Consider the following 17779-nt stretch of genomic DNA (forward strand, 5'->3'; position numbering starts at 1 on the left):
ACAATGGAAACAAGAGAATGACTATCACCAACGCTCCCTGTCAGAAACAGCTATGTATCGTTACAAGCAACTGATTAGCCCGAAATTGAGCCTGCGGGACTACAACGGCCAAGTCGGCGAGGCACTGGCTGGTGTGAAAGTGATGAACAAAGTCATAGGACTGGGTATGCCTATTCGCCAGAGGGTCAATTAATACCAGGAACCCTTTTAGGAAAAGGCATACCTAAGATTGATTTAGGCAACAACGCCAATCAAAGAAACCATCTAGAGTAAATACACTACATCATGGTTAGCCTTGTGGACGTTATATACATGGTCAGACTGTCAGCAGAAATAAGGATGAAAAAGGTACAATGCGCAATATCTCAATTGCGGGCAAACTGGGCTTAGGTTTCGGTATAGTTATTTTTTTCAGCTTTGTTTTAGCCATTACAGGATGGCTGGGACTAATAAATACCATTGATAGCAGCGATAAAATGGTTGCAATTCAATCCCTCAACAAAGTCATTTCAGACACGAAGGCAGCTCGGGAAAACTACCTTCGCTCGATGAAGGAAAAGGACAAACAAGTACTTGGAGACAATATCGAATTGATGACTTCAATTCTTGAAGTTGAAAGATCCAAGTACAGCAACGCTACAGAAGCAGCCATATTAGATGAGGCTATTAGTCATTTAATTGAATATAAAACAATTTACGAAAATCTCACCCAACTAATTGACTCTAAGGCAGAAAAATCTGCCGAAGCTATGCAATTAGCCCAATCAATTACGGACATGCAGGCACAGCATGTAGAAGTGATGAAATCATCGATTGAAGGTATCAATTGGCAAGCCATTGCCGAAATTAATGCCGTCACCGTACAGATGAAGCAAATGGATCAAGATGCTCGTAACTGGTTTCTAGATACTGCTGATCAAACTATGTACGAAACGCTAAAACAGACTGGCAATGAAATTATTACTAAGCTGCAAACCATTACGTCTCAATATCAATTGGCCAATACTGCGAAAACCATAAAAAGTGAATCTAAATTACTCGAACTATATGGGCAACTTGTAAAAATCAATTTATCAGTTGATGCGCTGGGTTAGAGGCTGCTCAGTGATTGCCAACAAAGCCTTATGCATACTTACTGTATAGTCATCCGCTTGCTTAACACCAAAGTTCAATAAGGTGTATTCAAAAATTCGCTCAAAGTCTTCGGCAGCAAGGTTGGAAAGTTTATACATTGTGCTTTTGTTTCACCATTGCAGCGATGTCATGAAGTGATAATGCGCATTCACCACTTTGCTCACCAGCTTCAATCGCCATTTTCAAAGCTATGGTCTGGTTTTCTTGTCTTTCTAATAGTCGTAAGGCAGAACGAACAACTTCGCTTGTCGAGCCGTAGCGACCTGACGAAATAAGCTGACCGACAAACTCATCTAACTGTGATCCGATAGTAACACTGGTTGTCCGTGACATGTTTCCACCTATTTGTGTGAATAATTAACACAGTAATAATATATGATGTTAGATACCAAATCAAAGTAATGTTAACTACACCATGACAATAAGGTATACTTCAAAATCACATGTAAAAAGTGGCAGTTTTTATATATTTGTCATAACCTATATGGCACACACCGTTAGGTCATAACTTAAATGTCACTTAGGTCGGATTATGTACATCTTTGGCTATCTTAGGGCATCAACTAGCGATCAAAATGCGAAACGAGCACAGAGCACCTTACAAAAGTTTGTACAGGAGAAGGGATTTCGTATAGCTGGATGGTACATCGAAAATGAATCAGGAGCTTCGCTGCAAAGACCAGAACTTCTTCGTTTACTTGATGATGCTGCGAAAGGCGATGCAATCATCATTGAACAGATAGACAGGCTTTCTCGTCTGGATGAGAAAAGCTGGTTCACATTAAAAGAAATGCTGCACGAGAAAGAACTCAAAGTGATTAGCCTGGACTTGCCAACCAGCCATATTGCACTCTCTCCCCAAATCACCAATGAATTTACTGGATCGATGATCAAAGCGATAAATAGCATGATGATGGATATGCTAGCTGCTATCGCGAGAAAAGATTATCAAGATCGCCGGCGCTGTCAGGCTGAAGGAATAAAGAAAGCCAAAGAGGAAGGGAAATACAGAGGACGGCAAGCAGACTCAGATCTACACGAAAAAATCTATCAGCTACGAGTTGTTAACAAGCTGAGTATTAGCGATACCGCCAAACTCACCAATGTGTCGGATAGAACGGTAATTCGGGTTGCTAAAAAGTTGGCAAGTGACCGTTCAGCTGGGTAAGAAGCTTAGCGTACTTTTATTGGCAGTTAATGTGAGTCCACCAAGATGAATGCAAGCCCGTTGTTAGTTAATCTGCGCCCATTGGCAATTAATGTTAGCCCAGATTGGCGGATGTAATCCCGCCGAAGATATTATGTGTGCAAGCCGCTACAGGTAGTGTTTAGAGTGATCTAATCCAATACTTTTGGACATCTCGCTAAGTGAGTAAAATCGCTTATTGAGGTGAAGTATGTCAACAAAGAAACCCCGTAAAATCCACACGCAAGAATTTAAAGCTGAAGCTCGCTCAGAAGATTGCCGCAGCGCGTGAGCTTAATCTTTATGAGTCACAGCTATACAATTGGCGCTCAAGTTCCGAGAAGAAATCAAATACCACGACAAGAGAAGCAGAGCTTGCTGCTGAGGTCGCAAGGCTTAAACGCCAACTCGCTGAACAAGCCGAAGATTTAGCAATCCTAAAAAGGCGGCTACCTACTTCGCGAAGAACCAAAAGTAGCCAGATTTGAGTTTATCCTTGAGCACCAGCACCGCTTTTCTCTCAAGCGAATGGTGGCGGTGCTCAAGGTATCGCGTAGTGGTTTTACACTTGGCGACAGAACGGCACGGCGCTAAGTCCTAGAGCGCTTAAGCGTATGGCCCGTGACGTGCTGGTTAAAGCGTCCTTTGATGATTCCAATAGGCGCAACGGCGCACGGCGTATTCAGCAAGATTTAGCGGAAAATAATTGTAAGGCAGATATCAAAACCATTATGGCTAGCATGTCACGGCAGAGTTTAGTGGCAAAGGCGGCGAGGAAATTTAAGGTAACTACTGACAGTCACCATAAGCATCCCGTCGCGCCTAATTTGCTAGAGCAGAACTTTACTGCTACTGCGCCAAACCTGAAGTGGGCTGGAGACATCACGTATTTGTACACCAGCGAAGGATGGCTCTATCTGGCTGTAATTATTGACCTTTACTCTCGTACCGTTGTGGGTTGGTCGATGGCAAGCAGAATGACATCGGAGCTTGTTTGTGACGCGTTGAAGATGGCATTATTCCGCCGATGCTTTCCTACTGGTGTGATTATCCATAGCGACCGAGGCAGCCAATACTGCGCAAACGATTATCGAGCCTTAGAGCAAAAACATCAGCTTGTGCAAAGCATGAACCGTAAAGGAAATTGTTGGGATAACGCTTGTGTAGAAAGCTTTTTCCATTCATTGAAAGTTGAAGCGCTGCAAGATGAGCCACTCATGACACGTGATCAAATGAGACAAACGGTATTTGAGTATATTGAGGTTGATTACAATCGGACCAGACGGCATAGTGCTCTTGGGTATTTGAGCCCAGAAAACTTTGAATTAAAAAATAGTGCTTAGCAAAGTGTCCACTATTACTGGATCAGATCAAGATTAATGCAGAGGAAAGAGTATGCAAAACGAATCAACCACAGTAAGGGCTTGCATGACAACAGCCTTGCAAATATTGGAAAAATGGAACTGCAACCAACAGCAAATTCAGACTTTACTAAAGCTACCTGAAAAGTATAGCAACCTTGATATTGAAAAGGTTAACTTCAGTCAAGACCAAGTCGAAAGGATCAGCTATATACTGAATATTCACGCTAGCTTAAATGCGCTTTTTAGTAACCCTGAAAATATTTATGGGTTTATGAACATGGTGAATTATAATGAACCTTTTAATGGCACAAGGCCAATAGATGTCATTTGCAACGGAAAAACTAATGATTTTAAAATGATTAATACCCATATAAATCAGTTGATTATATGCTAAAATCACCCTTTATTCTTTAGCATTTCACGACAACCTGGTCTATCTTAACGCTAATAGGCATTTTACATTTAATGTTCTTTAAAATTGAGAGCGATACTTTACATTCTGTAACCTTAAGAAACTTTATTTTGTGACCTTGAGAAACTTTATTTTGTGACCTTGAGAAACTTTATTTTGTAACCTTGCAAAACTTTATTTAACAAAAACTCTCCTAACAAATTAGATAACAGTCAATTTTAATGATAGCTAGAAGTAGAAGTCAATATGAGTAAATTGCCTCTGTACTTATAGCCAATAACAGCACCCTAGCCTATTCTCAAGCAAGAACAGATGATTTAAGATGTACAAACACTCCCACTAACGCCTTGCTTATCATCTTAATTCCTCTGATGGGCAGAATTTTATGGAATAACAGAATAAAAAGTCTCCATTACAACCAGAATATAACTAATAAATAGTATCAACAACTAAAAGCAACATGTTTACATCTAAGTAAACCTTTAAAAAAACTGTAGCGCAACAACGTAATCTCATATTAATATTCAGTGACCATGATTAATGCAACTGCTTAAATTAACTCAATAGACCAATAAAAAAATAAACTCGAAAATAAAGACCTAAATAACAAATTTTAATTTTAGCTACGAAATTAGTTCCTGAATTGAAGATATTTACCATTTTTTTGTGATTTAATCTAAAGACCTTGATGTTGGAGCTTGGTTATGAGTATCGATAAGTCTGAAAAAGTACTGCTAAATTTACTTTCACAGCAACACCCACAACTTATCAGACTGCTGGCAAATGAAGAGGTTAAACAGAGTGAGAGTGTCCCACAGAACCGAACCTCAATCTCCTTTGCTGCGCGCAGGCTCATCAAATTCAAACTGCAAGTAGATCACTTAGCGCAACTCTCTCCCAGTGCAATTCATACCTCAGATATCGAAAAAGGATATGAGTAATGGGAAAGCTACAAGCTAATGCTAAAAGTAATAGGATAAAAAATTCCGGCGGTGTTATGCCAGATAGACTCAGTACTAACACAGCGTTAATGAAGATGTTTTATCAAGCCCAAAAACAGAGTCATGACACCAACACAGGCAAATTATTGATTGTTTTTATGTATTTATGGCTTACTCAGCAGTTAGATGACTTTCTCCTGCGAGCCAGTGAAAAACCCATCACAGTAGATGATATTCCCGACTGTCATAAAGTAAGAAATAGTGATGCATGCGAAGCACATCGATTCAAAAATCAGAAGTTTGAGGATGGCAAGTCTTGGACCTATTACGCACGTGCAACCATTACTCAAAGCGGCGATAAAAAATTTGAATGGCAACCCATCCCTAATTGCTTAATCCACATTTTCAAACCCTTCGTTAGCAATCACAGCTATAACGTTTCATGGCTAACGGCAGCGGAAAAACAACAATTGCTTAATCTGCTCATGGCAAAATGGCGAAAACCTGCCGAGATAGAACACTTTCCAGCGATAAGAAAGCAATTGTTTTTTAAGTACATAACACGCTGTATTCGCACAGATAATCAACTATCCAGTTTAACTAAATCATTATTATTACCTGCTGATATACGGCACCATCGACATGCAGCGGTTTATCAGCAAAAAAACAGTGAACACGTTCGAACAGAGCTATTTCACGCGCAAGATCGGTATCTCAGTCGATTATTCACTCATGCAAACTCTCTAGGTGTGAGCAAGTTGCTGACACTCACATTCTCGTCGAGTTCAGCAGTAAGTAATGCCACACTTCCCAGCATTTCACTATTAAATGACAACGCCAAAAGAAACATTCCCGCTAATATTACAAGTTCAAAAGTGGGTGTGAGTTTTCATAGTAAATGGGTTGGTGAAGACCTAGAAAAATACGCAGACGAGTCCGTGGTTTTCGGTAGTAGTCGACTTATACCCGAGAGTGAGATTGTTGCGATTTTTCGTCATCTTCATGACGAGATAACTTCATCTAAGCCTGAAAACAAAGCTGGTCAAGCCGCTTTAATTCATTATCACAATCTCTGCGCTAACCATACTGCGCTGTTATTTATACTGCTTACGGGCATGCGCCCTACCCATGCTATCTCTATCAATAAACAATCACACTATGATTACCGCCGCACGACAGTATCTGATAAAGGCTTTCAACGCGAAATCAGAATTTGTGACTATCTGAGACAACAAATTCTGCATTACACCACGCTGCAACAAAAACTCAGTTTGAAGCTGAATTTGAGCAATGCTCTTCCCTGGGCATGGAGTTTATATGATGCAAATAATCAAGCGACTGCAATATCAGCAAAATCGCTGCGACAATTTTTACATCAAAGAGCCAATGGCATTGTCCCCTATGTGTTGCGTCATCAATTTGCGCAAAGTGCCGCTACCAGCATTATACATAAACTGACAACACACCAAATTGATCGCTTAATGGGACACGCGGAGTACGGTGAACATCTGGGCAGTGACCATACATTTCCAGCAAGCATAAAACAACAAGACTTATTTCTTGATAGTCTGCCGGCTCGATACGGCTTAAAGGAGTTGAAATATGTCTAGTTTATTCAACAAATTAAACCCTGTTGAGATTTACAATTATCACCAACGTCAGGGCTTGTCAAACGCTGGCATAGATGCCATTAGCTGGGTGATCAGCCAGTGGCCGAACCCAACACTCAAAGCCTCAAACCTTTCAGCTCAAAAGCCGACTCACATATTAATCAGCCAACCCAATAGTCGTGAAATCACTCTTCAAGATTTACAAGTCATCAATAAAATCATCAGATCTGTACCTACAGGCAAGCAACGTCACTATAAACGTGCGCTAGAAGCCATTATTGTCTACCTCAAAGAAGCACTGAAGTGGCAAACTCCTGAGATTGAAAAGCTGCCTTGGCCAGATCCTGATTTAAGATGGTATGAATGCATCACAGCTCAAGCGAACGATGCATTTAAACTGCAAACAGAGTATGAAAACGTCAAAGCTCAGTTCTTGCAACAGCGCTCCGCACTGTCAGCTGAGTTTATGGCATTGATTATCGCACTTGAAATTGCGCCACTAACCATTGCACATCTCGTCAACATCATTAACGACAAAGAAAGCATTCAGCGTATTGAAAGACAAACATATCTTAATATCAAACACTTAGATAAGTCATCTAATCAAGACGATCTACCGAAATCAAGCCGGTATCACCTGCCCTTATTTGTCTATCAATCATTGACGGAATATCAGGCATATTCGCATAGCAAGCTAACTGAAAAGCAGTTGCTAAAAAGATTAGAAACCTTATTAACGTCATTCTCCATATCAACTCAGGTCTCTCGTCATTACCAGCACCTTTTTCAAGCCGTTTGGCACTATCGCGATCATGTCGTTCCTACATTCTTAAAAGATATTAGTTACCCAGAACGTCATGTCGCAACCCCTTTAGTCTCGGTTGACAAGAAGGACCAACAACGACAATTAGTGAGAATTTATGGCATCGATTATGACGAAATGGCAGTTACCGCAATACCTAAAGCCAATCAAGCCTCGAAGAAATGGCCGCACCTCGAACTGCAAAATAATCGCAATAAGATTACAGAATGTGTCCATGACCTTAGTCATTGGCCTGTAGACAATATCCTGCCAACAATGCTCTATCGATACACGTTAGAACTCATCAATTTCGGTGGGGTAAAAAAGCAAAAACTCGCAGACAGCACCATCAAAAAATACTGCAATATTCAATTAAAACTCACGAGCCCGCTCAGTTATGACCAAGCAATAGACCAAGAACTACTACAACAATGGAGCCACAACATTTATGACAATTTAGCGACTGAAACAGAGCAACTGATCATGCTGTATTTTTTTCGCTTTATGCGTCACCAATCACTCACAGACCATTTAGACATTAGCCAGTTCGAACCACCACTCAGCCCTCCAGGTGTTGATCCATTTCGGATCTCAATAGAACAGTTGCATGAAATCGTCGCAAAGCTCATCGCGCCGCCCTACGGGGGGTTATTGCAGAGGTTATTTTGCGCAGTCACTGTCATTATCAGCTATTTCGCAATGTTGCGCCGAGGAGAGTTACTGCGTCTTCGTTTAAAGGATGTATTTGTTGATCCAGCAAATAAACAATTGTTTCGTTTCAATATCACAAATACTAAGGAGGGGACGACCAAAAGCAAACATTCACGCGTCGTCTATACAGTCATACCGGAAGAATTCGCGATTTTAGTCAGAATTGTGATAAAAAACAGTGAGCTTTGTGAACCTCACCAGCATTTGATCGGCTTCACGGATGAGCCATACCATTCACGGCAGTTGCAATACTTATTACCTGCCACTAAATGCATCAAAGCAATATGCGGCCAGCAAGCGCGGTTTCATCACCTGCGTCATAGCGGTGTACATTTATTTATGCTGCAAGCACTGCACCTTGCATACAATCTGCCGCCACAGCAAACCACGAATACAGAGCAAATGAAACGCTTACTCCATGATGACGTGCTTGCTGCGCGATTTGACTATTGGCTTGAAGGGCAACCATTTTCACTGTGTAATGATGGGATTTTGTTAGATGAAATGACTCGTCAAATCGGACACGAGTACTATGCAACAACTCGATGGTCCTATCTGCACGATATAGACTGGCTTTACCCATTCTATCGGCCAGGCTTTGGTGAATCACAGCCTCGAGAATTCTCGCATAGTGAATTGCGATATTTGCTGGGGTTAAAAAACGACTCAAATGATCTATCACGTCAACTCGCTTTAATCAGCCCTGATTACCAAGCAAAAGACATTAACCAGAAGCGTCAAAACCACGTCTTACTCACAGAGACAGCACTGAGACAACATCTATTTAAGACGAATAAAAATAGTGTCGCCCAAAAGCCGCTCAGCGATTTTCATACAGTCTCGATTGCACAAGACACCGTCAAGTATCATCAAAAATGGCTTGGTAACGCCAACAAAATTTCTCATGACTTTCTTCAATATCTATTTCTTGAAATGCGAAAAGTAAAAGAGGTTAACTGGCCGTTATTAAGCCAAATCTCGCAATCTCCAGGCAAATATCAATTCTTGCCAATGGCCAAAGCGCAAATCACAGCACTCAGTAATTTGCCAGCAATCGTGCTAAGCAACGGCATACATCCAGCATTAACATTAACCTTGGCGTGTAATGTCAAAAATGCACGACATTTTGCAGCAGTATTTCGTCAGCCACTGTGGCGCTGGTTAGCGCCCAGCTTTGTGTTAACCGTGAATAGAAAAACAAAAATCGACATTCTATTAAACAGGTTAAAAGACCATTTAGCTCAATCGGGTGAAACAATAACGCTTCAAAAACAACCTGTTGGTCAAAGCGAACTGACCATCACTCTGACGCCCAAATTGAGTGAAACCAAACTAAACCCTCATAAGCAGCACGCTAAGTTAGTGGATCTGCAATTTGTCGTTCAACAAACACAGCTATATCTCTCACACTTTCAACAGAACAACTAGGTGTATTATGTCAAAGATATTAATCCCGAAAATAAAATCTCCTTTGTTTATCAATATGATAAATGCACTAGACAAACATCATTCGGATGCATGTATCAGTGTGTTTATCGACAGCGATAACAGCCGTATGCTCCTTATTGGTGGTGCCCCTGGTCAATACGGACAAATTGAAATACCTCTCGAAAAAGGCCATGGTTTGAAGAATGCTGAATTCTCAATCCCTTTCGATTTTTTCATGTGCATGAAAGAGCAACAGCAAGAGTTTAATACCCTAGCCAATCAGTATATTTTTGAGCTCAGGTACAAAAATGGCAAATACATCAATATCGAGTATTGTTTATTACTCAGAGACGACAAAAAGATTGATGATTCAATACATTTCCCAATGTCCCGTTTTGAATTAGACGCTGCTCATGAAAATCATATTCAATATCAGGTGGCCAATACTCAACGTGCTTATCATGAGCTGAACGGACGCTCGATTGTTGACATTATCAATTCAACCAATTCACTCATACCTTTTGATTTTGTTGAATTTAGAAAAAATGAAAAAGAGATCCGCTTCCAGAAAAATGGTGAAGTCACGACCAAACGATTACAAGACAATATCGACTTACCTCATACCCTCCCCTTGACTGAAGCCGCAAGCCAAACGCTTAAAACGCTGTACATGAACTCTGAAACAGGCAGCATAGCGTTTAGCTTAGAGGGAGAACTACTCACGTTTAAAACTGACCAGCACACGCAAAGTATCTCTCTGGAAGGCATAGAGCAATTTCATCGAAAAATAACTCAGGAAAGCACGTTACTCCTTGAATTTGCATCTAATTTATACGATTTCAAACAGTTAAATAACATGATCTTAAAAGAAACCAGCGTTAGATCGCTCAATACTGCGATGCTACTGTTTGACAGCAACAGGTTATTCTCATGCATGTTGCCCGGACGTCGGGAGTTCATTCGCGAAGTCAGCGTTAAACACCTTCATAATCACAACGCATTATTATTTTCCTATTCGCCTCGCACTCTCAAAGACATGAAATTAAAAATTTTTGCTAAAGGAGGCGAGATCCGCATTACGTTAACTCAAAATCAAAATGGTGAACTGAAACTCAATTTCTTTGATAAACCAGAAGATATGTCACCGTTTGATAGCCTTAACTTAGTATCAGAACAATCACAGTTAGCTGCATATCAAAAATTGAAAAACGAGTACCTGAACACTTACGATGACCGCTACATTTTGCCGCCATCGCGCCAAGGAGAACTCGATTTGTTTGCCGAACAACCAAGCGATGTGCCAGACGAAATTGATACTCCAGTTAATGACATAGAGTCGCATGCGCAATACACCGACACGACAGAAAACCAAACAGAAGATAAACTCAAGAACGCTCGTGTTTATTCGCCAACGACTCATCCTGATTTAGCACCTAAACCGAACAATAAGCATTCCGAAAACATCACAGAAAACAGTGGCGATTTAGCCAATATCGATGAATATGGGTTTGCCGATGATTGAGTCAGCCCCCAAACTTAAACTGAATACGGTTATGTGTGGTTGTGAGGTAAATGACGGCAACAAACTTCCGCTAAATTGCACAACAATTTTCATTGGTAAATGGTCAATTTAAAAAGCGCAGCAATTTAAAACAAAATACTGGACAAATAAACAGTATTAGTTATATTGATAGGTGTGTTTTTAACCAATAGTTGGCAAACTGCAACTATTGGAAGGGACATTCCAGGTTGAGTTGCGCGATGTAAAAGTGCGGTTAACCTAATAAATAAGCAGTTGGGAGAGAGCGGCTGCAACCACTCTCCCCCGTACCGGCTGCACTCGCTATTAACACAGACCCAGCCGATTGCGAAATTCTAACGAATTCCATCGGATAGGGACAGTGCTATTTGATGGAGGCCACCTATGGCTCATATTCGTGTACGTCCCAATGGGCGTATTCAGTTCGACATGCATCTTTATGGCTGCCGTTTTCGTGAAGGCACAAAAATGCTGGCCACACCTAAAAACCTTGCAACTGCCAAGACAACACTCAAAAAAATGAACGCGGAGATAGACTTAGGCTGCTTCCAATACCGTGACTATTTCCCCAAAAGTAAAAAAGTCGCTCAATTTGAGCAGTTGCAGCGTGAAAAACATCCTGATCGTGAATATCCATTTTTCAATGATTTTGCTTATCAGTGGTTTGAACGCAAAAAGGCGACGTGGAAAAATAGCTATAGAAACACCATGCAAAACGTTTTAGATAAGTATCTGATCCCACAATTTGGCAATACATTGATGAATGAGATCACCCTATCGCAGATCGATTTTTATCGTCAGCAGTTAATGCAAATGGTAAAGGCAGATAATACCCGGCAATTATCTAATCGGCGCATTAATAACTTACTGTGGCCCATCGTCTCCATGGTAAGCCTCGCGGCAGAAGAATATAAATTTGAATACCCATTGAGACGCTATCGCTCACTTAAAGAAGAAAAGGCTGAGTCTCATCCGATGACGATAAAGGAGGTTAAACTTTTCCTATCCCACGTCCCTCCCGAATGGAAAGATTACTTCATCATTCGGTTTTGGACCGGCATGCGCAGCTGTGAAATACATGGATTAGAGTGGCAACATGTTGATTTTAATCACCGCTTAATTCGCATACGGCAAAACTGGGTGAATGGTGAAGTATGTGATGTGAAAACACCAAAATCTAGGCGTGATCTTAAAATGTGTGACACGGTATACGATGCCTTTAAACGCATTAAAAATTTGGCATTGTCAGAGTCAGGCTTTGTGTTTACTGGCAAATCAGATGCGCCACTGGATACCCATTTTGTTAGCAAAAAATTATGGTACCCGACACTCATTAAAGCGGGACTGAAACGTCGACGAGCTTATGAAACTCGTCACACCGCGGCAGTGCTGCATATCGCAGCCCTAGAAAATCCACTGTATATCTCACAAATGCTTGGCCACAGTGATACTCGGTTATTATTTGATGTCTATGCACCTTATGTTGCAAACGCATCTCGAAGCGATGGCAACGCATTTGATAAACTCATGCGCAACGAAAACATGCTGTAAAACCCCGTAAGTTATACTCAACTTGAGTTGGCTGATATCATGTTGTTTAAATCTGGTAACGTTATCACTGACTATGACAGAGCAAGAAACAGAAATTGAAACTCAAGCGGTCACCTATGCGAAAGCAAATCGTACTCGGATAGCTCGAGAACTGACCGATTTAGACAAGTTTCCAGCTGATCAACAACCTGTGTCTATTTTTATGTGCGGCTCTCCTGGCGCTGGAAAAACCGAAGCTTCAAAAGCGTTTCTTGAAATGTTTGATGAAACGGGAATTATTAGGCTTGACCCTGATGAGCTAAGAGTCTTCTTCCAAGAGTACACTGGTGAAAATTCATTCCTCTTTCAGAAAGCTGTCAGCCTTATTGTTGAACGAACCCTAGACAGAATTTTTAACAACAACCAAAGTTTCATCTTAGATGGTACTTTTTCAAACTTTGATATCGCTTGTAAAAATATCGAGCGCCCACTAAAGCGAAATCGAGCCGTGCTCATCATCTTTGTTTATCAAGAACCTACACTAGCCTGGGAGTTTGTCCAAGCAAGAGAAAAGCTTGAAGGCAGACGCATTTTACCTACTACATTTATCGATCAATTCTTAAATTCGCAAGAGGTAGTCCGGCAAGTCAAAGCCAAATATGGCGCGGCAATCAAGATAGATTTACTGATAAAGAACAATGATGGTAGCACTCGTATTTACCATGATAACATTACGGATGTTCAGCATCATATAAAGAAAAAATACTCTCGCACAGAATTAATAAGACTGCTAAACTTGCCACCTGAGCCTATTTTTTAGGCTGTTTTATGTGAGAAATCTATGTCGACCAATACAGCTAAAATTAACGTTACTACATCCAAGCTTTCAGCCTTTGTTATGAACGCAAGTTCAGCAGAGAAAAAACGTGTGTATACTCAAGTTATCAAGAAAGCGACTGAGTCACAGAATAAAATGATTATTGAAGCCAAATCCATGGCAGTGTAATTCATTGGTTTTGTGAATAAAGCCCCGTTAGGGGCTTTTCCTATTTCCTCTGCATCATCACCAACACTCTTCAAGATTCATTCCCCCTCTCGTGCTGCAGGGTGCGTATGATGATAAACCTCCTTTAGCTTACCAATCGTCACCTGGGTATAGACTTGTGTTGTCGAAATATCTGCATGGCCTACCTGCTCTTGGATATAGCGAATGTCGGCACCATTTTTTGACATTACGGTAGCGGTGGTATGTCGATACAAATTACATGCACCAGGTTTATCAAATTAAATTAGATCCTAAAAGTACTCTGACATCAATTACGCGGTGGTTTTTAGACCGCTTGCACTATCCACTCGACCGTTTTCCTAAGGCCTGAATCAAAGGATTCGAGTGGTTGCCAACCTAATTCACGTTGAATTTTACTCGCGTCAATGGCGTAGCGCACATCATGGCCTGGACGATCAGCAACATGTTGTATTAAATCACGAAACCCCATGCCACTCATTGTCAGAGACTGCGGATGAGTGGGCACTAACTCTTCTAAGAGATCGCAAATTCGCTGCACCACAGCAAGATTAGTGTATTCATTTGAGCCTCCAATATTATAGGTTTCCCCTAGTTGCCCTTCAGTGGCGACTAAAAATAACGCCTTAACATGATCATCCACATACAACCAATCCCGCACCTGCTGGCCATTGCCGTAAACGGGCAGTGGTTTTCCCAATAACGCATTATTCACCATTAAAGGGATCAGCTTTTCAGGGTATTGAAAAGGGCCATAGTTATTAGAGCAGTTAGTAATAACTATCGGTAAACCATAGGTACGATGCCAGGCGCGAACAAGATGGTCCGCCGATGCCTTGCTGGCAGAATAAGGAGAACTAGGATCATAGGCGCTGGTTTCACTAAATAGCCCCGCCTTTCCAAGGGAGCCATAAACCTCGTCGGTGGAAATATGGTGCAATCGAAAACGGCGCTGTTGTGCTTGCCCTAAAGTTTGATAATAACTACGGCATGCCTCGAGCAGTGTGTAAGTTCCCACGATATTGGTTTGAATAAACTCCGCGGGCCCATCTATTGAACGGTCCACATGGCTTTCGGCCGCTAAATGCATCACAAGATCGGGTTGGAATTGCTGCAACACCAGGTCTAACCTTGCCCTATCGCAAATATCTGCCTGCACAAAATGATAGCGCTCACTATCAGCAACACCCGCCAGAGATTCAGGATGGCTCGCATAGGTCAGCTTATCGAAATTGAGCACCACTGACTCCGTTTGCTCAATCAGCATTCGCACTAATGCCGATCCAATAAACCCTGCACCACCGGTAATGAGTATTCGCATATCGCCTATCCCATAGTATAAAGGTTAGAAAAATAAAAGGCCCGAAAGTATACAACTTTACCTGTAGAACAACGTGACCTTTTTAAGTACGGGGTGCAAGAAGAATGCTACCTGTGCAAGGCGGAGCGAACACAGAGGCGCATGCGTGCCATTGATTGACGATAAACATCACGCTTAGCTTACCGTAAGGAGTGAACGATTCAGGCATTGTTTGGTAACGGGTTAAGCATCAATAGCGCTTCATCTAATGATGATGTGCACCCTAATAGACTCACACATTGCTATAGGTTTTTTCAAATAAAATTCAGCATCTTAAGCATAAATCACTTTAGCGCTGAGACATTTACTTTGCTAACAATGGCCATTTGAGACACTTCCCTGCCCTCATTATTGTGCTGTCGCAGGGTTGTTGAGCGACTGTTGTCTTATCAAATACTGGTTGATAACGGTGTACACGCTCAGATCTGCTCTGACAATTACTCGTTTTTTCTGACGACTCCGCCAGATTAGATTTGAGCTAAATTGAGGCTGTTCATAATTCTGTGTCAGGTTAATTTCACAGATCGATATGGTTTTCTAAGCGCCCCTCAAAATGGATTGAGAGCTGTGATAGCGTAAAATTCCAATTTAGATGGGATGGGGTGAGTCCAGCGCTCAGAGGCCTTCAATATACCCGCGTAAAGCAGCTTGAGTAAACTGTTCTCGTTAGCAAAACCGCCCTTCGTTTTGGTTAACTTCCTGAATTGTCGATGTACCGCTTCAACTGCATTGGTGGTGTAGATGGCAGTACGGACATAGTCTGGGTATTTGAAATACACCGATAGCAGCGCCCACTTGTTACGCCATGATTTAATCACCACGGGGTATTTATCGCCCCATTTTGTCTCCAGCTCATCCAGTGCCATTTCGGCCGCATTCAAGGTGGCAGCCTTATAAACTAGCGCTGCCGAAGACGTTTGCTCTTCCAAGATGAATTTGACACGACCATTATCCAGTAAACAGATAGCCAAATAAGTAGCGTATTTTATAATCGATACATTTGCCTTTTATGTGTATAAAAAATTAGATACAAGAATCCTTATAATGTATGTAAATTTAGATACTATTGTCGTTGCAGTGTATTTAATTAGAGATACAAAATTATGAAAAAATCCGGTGTCTATGCCGTTGCACTCAAGCAAGTCAAAGCAAAAATCAGCGCTTTACTCGGTTTATCTGTGCCTAAACCGCCGAAAAATGGTTGGGTGCGCAGTATCCGTGAGGCCTTGGGGATGTCGGGCGCGCAATTAGGTGAACGTCTTAATCTCTCTCGTAATCAAGTCTCCATATTGGAGCGTAAAGAAGCCGATGAAACCATCACACTCAAACAACTTAAACAACTGGCGAGCGGGCTCGATGCCGAACTGGTTTATGCGATTATTCCGCGTCAGTCGATTGATGACATGATAGAAGCGCGCGCTATGGAGTTGGCCAAGCAGCGTTTGGCCATGAGCCACCAATCGATGTTTTTAGAAGCACAGCAGTTAACCTCAGAGCAACAACAGCAAGCGCTGGTTCAATTAGCCAATGAGATTAAAACTGGCAGCACCCGAGATTTGTGGAAAGTCAGTTTGCAGGAGAAATACCAATGAGTCTCTTTGTTGAACCAGAGGGCGCAACCCAACTAAATGCTGATGATGTTGCCGGGCTGAAATTTGATCACATCACGACTCGCGAAGAGCTTAATGAGCTTGAAAATGCCAACATACTACAAGGGTTGAGTTGGTTAGCCACGACGCCTAAAACCAGCATGGATGACATTCTTTCTATGGCGTTTGTGGAAGAGTTGCATCAACGTTTGCTTGGTGATGTGTGGGAATGGGCCGGCAGCTACCGTCACCGAGAGTTGAACATTGGTGTCGATCCGCTGAATATCCGGCCAGATTTACACAACTTACTGGAAGACATCAAATGCTGGATTGAGTTTGAACACTATGACAGCCTAGAACTCTCGGCTCGGATACAGCACAGGTTAGTTAAAATTCACCCTTTTCCTAACGGCAACGAACGTCACTCGCGCGTGATGACGGACTGCATACGAATGGTACTACTCAAACAAAAGCCTTTAGTTTGGTCCAATACAGATTTGGATAAACAAAGCCAAGAGCGGGGTGAGTACATTGCGAGCTTACGCCAAGCTGATGCCGGCGATTATGCGCCTTTAATTCAATATCTTCAGGCGAAAGGGAATGTGACTTAAACCAAGCGTTAAGAGCTAAATATACAATTACAGTGTGGAGACTTTATTCTACTCACACATATGGACGCTTACATCCCCGCACTAAAAGTACGTGGTTTTACGCTTAATGAGATAGAGACGTTACTAAAAAATGCGGGGATTGAGCAGCCAAGTGTGCTATCTGAACGTAGAGCATTCGCAGTAGAGCTTCACCGCCTCGGCTACGATGTTGCTCACATACTTCATATGCTTGGCAATCGCACTTTGGAGACAACACAAAAATTACTAACTACAGACCCCGTATCAATGCTGTCTCTTGATCACATCTTTTGCTCAAGAGACAAGGCTAGCTGGTAACCTTCAAGGATGGTTTGCAGTTTAAACCATCCTTGCCATAACCTTTCCCAGCCTACAATTCCGCTTCGTTTGCTGTCATTCCAGCCCGCGAGTTTTCCTAATCTTAGATAAGCCCAATGCACACTGGGGACTTGTTCGGGCGGTTGGCTTTTTTCCGTCTTTAGCCATAACAACTTCCAGGCCAATGGGCTTAACAGGCTA

General features: G+C 41.8%; 16 protein-coding genes and 4 pseudogenes. 14 read left to right on the forward strand and 6 right to left on the reverse strand.

The window, feature by feature from the left end; translation table 11 throughout:
* A pseudogene (locus tag L5M18_RS21010) lies at positions 1 to 193 on the forward strand (IS5/IS1182 family transposase); the annotation flags it as partial.
* Between the two features lie 160 nt (positions 194 to 353).
* Positions 354 to 1094 carry a hypothetical protein gene (locus L5M18_RS21015; RefSeq protein WP_014610918.1) on the forward strand — a complete coding sequence of 247 codons (741 nt, stop codon included), beginning with the start codon at positions 354 to 356 and terminating at the stop codon, positions 1092 to 1094.
* On the opposite strand, the gene L5M18_RS21020 is transcribed toward L5M18_RS21015, so the two are convergent.
* On the reverse strand, positions 1074 to 1232 hold the full coding sequence (locus L5M18_RS21020; protein ID WP_263179949.1) for a type II toxin-antitoxin system RelE/ParE family toxin: 159 nt from the start codon (positions 1230 to 1232) through the stop codon (positions 1074 to 1076). The genes L5M18_RS21015 and L5M18_RS21020 overlap by 21 nt on opposite strands.
* On the reverse strand, positions 1225 to 1467 hold the full coding sequence (locus L5M18_RS21025; RefSeq protein ID WP_011074401.1) for a type II toxin-antitoxin system ParD family antitoxin: 243 nt from the start codon (positions 1465 to 1467) through the stop codon (positions 1225 to 1227). Before L5M18_RS21025 ends, L5M18_RS21020 begins: the two co-directional genes overlap by 8 nt.
* Before the next feature lie 199 nt (positions 1468 to 1666).
* Here L5M18_RS21025 and L5M18_RS21030 point away from each other — a divergent pair, with 199 nt between their 5' ends.
* The 10 genes and pseudogenes from L5M18_RS21030 (at position 1667) to L5M18_RS21075 (ending at position 13664) form a co-directional block, all read left to right on the forward strand.
* Positions 1667 to 2302, forward strand: coding sequence for a recombinase family protein (locus L5M18_RS21030; RefSeq protein WP_263198509.1), 636 nt, complete (start codon positions 1667 to 1669; stop codon positions 2300 to 2302).
* 229 nt (positions 2303 to 2531) lie between these two features.
* A pseudogene (locus L5M18_RS21035) lies at positions 2532 to 3663 on the forward strand (IS3 family transposase).
* A gap of 52 nt (positions 3664 to 3715) precedes the next feature.
* Positions 3716 to 4078, forward strand: coding sequence for a hypothetical protein (locus L5M18_RS21040; protein ID WP_263179948.1), 363 nt, complete (start codon positions 3716 to 3718; stop codon positions 4076 to 4078).
* Between the two features lie 722 nt (positions 4079 to 4800).
* On the forward strand, positions 4801 to 5037 hold the full coding sequence (locus L5M18_RS21045; RefSeq protein WP_263179947.1) for a hypothetical protein: 237 nt from the start codon (positions 4801 to 4803) through the stop codon (positions 5035 to 5037).
* Complete coding sequence (locus L5M18_RS21050; RefSeq protein WP_263179946.1) at positions 5037 to 6647, forward strand: hypothetical protein; 1611 nt, start codon at positions 5037 to 5039, stop codon at positions 6645 to 6647. Before L5M18_RS21045 ends, L5M18_RS21050 begins: the two co-directional genes overlap by 1 nt.
* On the forward strand, positions 6640 to 9588 hold the full coding sequence (locus L5M18_RS21055; protein ID WP_263198510.1) for a hypothetical protein: 2949 nt from the start codon (positions 6640 to 6642) through the stop codon (positions 9586 to 9588). The genes L5M18_RS21050 and L5M18_RS21055 overlap by 8 nt, the downstream gene beginning before the upstream one ends.
* 7 nt (positions 9589 to 9595) lie before the next feature.
* A complete protein-coding gene (locus L5M18_RS21060; RefSeq protein ID WP_014610924.1) occupies positions 9596 to 11110 on the forward strand; it encodes a hypothetical protein in 1515 nt (504 codons plus the stop codon).
* Between the two features lie 402 nt (positions 11111 to 11512).
* A complete protein-coding gene (locus L5M18_RS21065; RefSeq protein ID WP_115014222.1) occupies positions 11513 to 12679 on the forward strand; it encodes a tyrosine-type recombinase/integrase in 1167 nt (388 codons plus the stop codon).
* 73 nt (positions 12680 to 12752) lie between these two features.
* On the forward strand, positions 12753 to 13478 hold the full coding sequence (locus L5M18_RS21070; protein WP_263198512.1) for a zeta toxin family protein: 726 nt from the start codon (positions 12753 to 12755) through the stop codon (positions 13476 to 13478).
* Positions 13479 to 13499: 21 nt separating this feature from the next.
* The gene (locus L5M18_RS21075) at positions 13500 to 13664 is read left to right on the forward strand and encodes a hypothetical protein (RefSeq protein ID WP_014610884.1); all 165 of its coding nucleotides are present in this window, start codon (positions 13500 to 13502) and stop codon (positions 13662 to 13664) included.
* Between the two features lie 77 nt (positions 13665 to 13741).
* Here the strand turns inward: L5M18_RS21075 and L5M18_RS21080 are convergent, their stop codons facing one another.
* The 3 genes and pseudogenes from L5M18_RS21080 to L5M18_RS21090 all read right to left on the reverse strand — a co-directional run.
* A complete protein-coding gene (locus L5M18_RS21080; RefSeq protein ID WP_197721152.1) occupies positions 13742 to 13918 on the reverse strand; it encodes a tyrosine-type recombinase/integrase in 177 nt (58 codons plus the stop codon).
* A 71-nt stretch (positions 13919 to 13989) separates the two neighbouring features.
* On the reverse strand, positions 13990 to 15003 hold the full coding sequence (gene rfbB, locus L5M18_RS21085; protein WP_263198515.1) for a dTDP-glucose 4,6-dehydratase: 1014 nt from the start codon (positions 15001 to 15003) through the stop codon (positions 13990 to 13992).
* A 556-nt stretch (positions 15004 to 15559) separates the two neighbouring features.
* Positions 15560 to 15941 (reverse strand): annotated as a pseudogene (locus tag L5M18_RS21090) (transposase); the annotation flags it as partial.
* A gap of 204 nt (positions 15942 to 16145) precedes the next feature.
* Between L5M18_RS21090 and L5M18_RS21095 the strand changes: the two are divergent.
* Entirely contained in the window at positions 16146 to 16634 is a 489-nt protein-coding gene (locus L5M18_RS21095; protein WP_069453178.1) for a mobile mystery protein A, read from the forward strand.
* Complete coding sequence (locus tag L5M18_RS21100; protein ID WP_115014218.1) at positions 16631 to 17242, forward strand: mobile mystery protein B; 612 nt, start codon at positions 16631 to 16633, stop codon at positions 17240 to 17242. Before L5M18_RS21095 ends, L5M18_RS21100 begins: the two co-directional genes overlap by 4 nt.
* Before the next feature lie 299 nt (positions 17243 to 17541).
* Here L5M18_RS21100 and L5M18_RS21105 read toward each other — a convergent pair.
* A pseudogene (locus L5M18_RS21105) lies at positions 17542 to 17779 on the reverse strand (IS4 family transposase); the annotation flags it as partial.

It is taken from the genome of Shewanella sp. SM20 (genome assembly GCF_025654545.1).
In the GTDB taxonomy this organism is placed as follows: Bacteria; Pseudomonadota; Gammaproteobacteria; order Enterobacterales; family Shewanellaceae; genus Shewanella; species Shewanella oncorhynchi.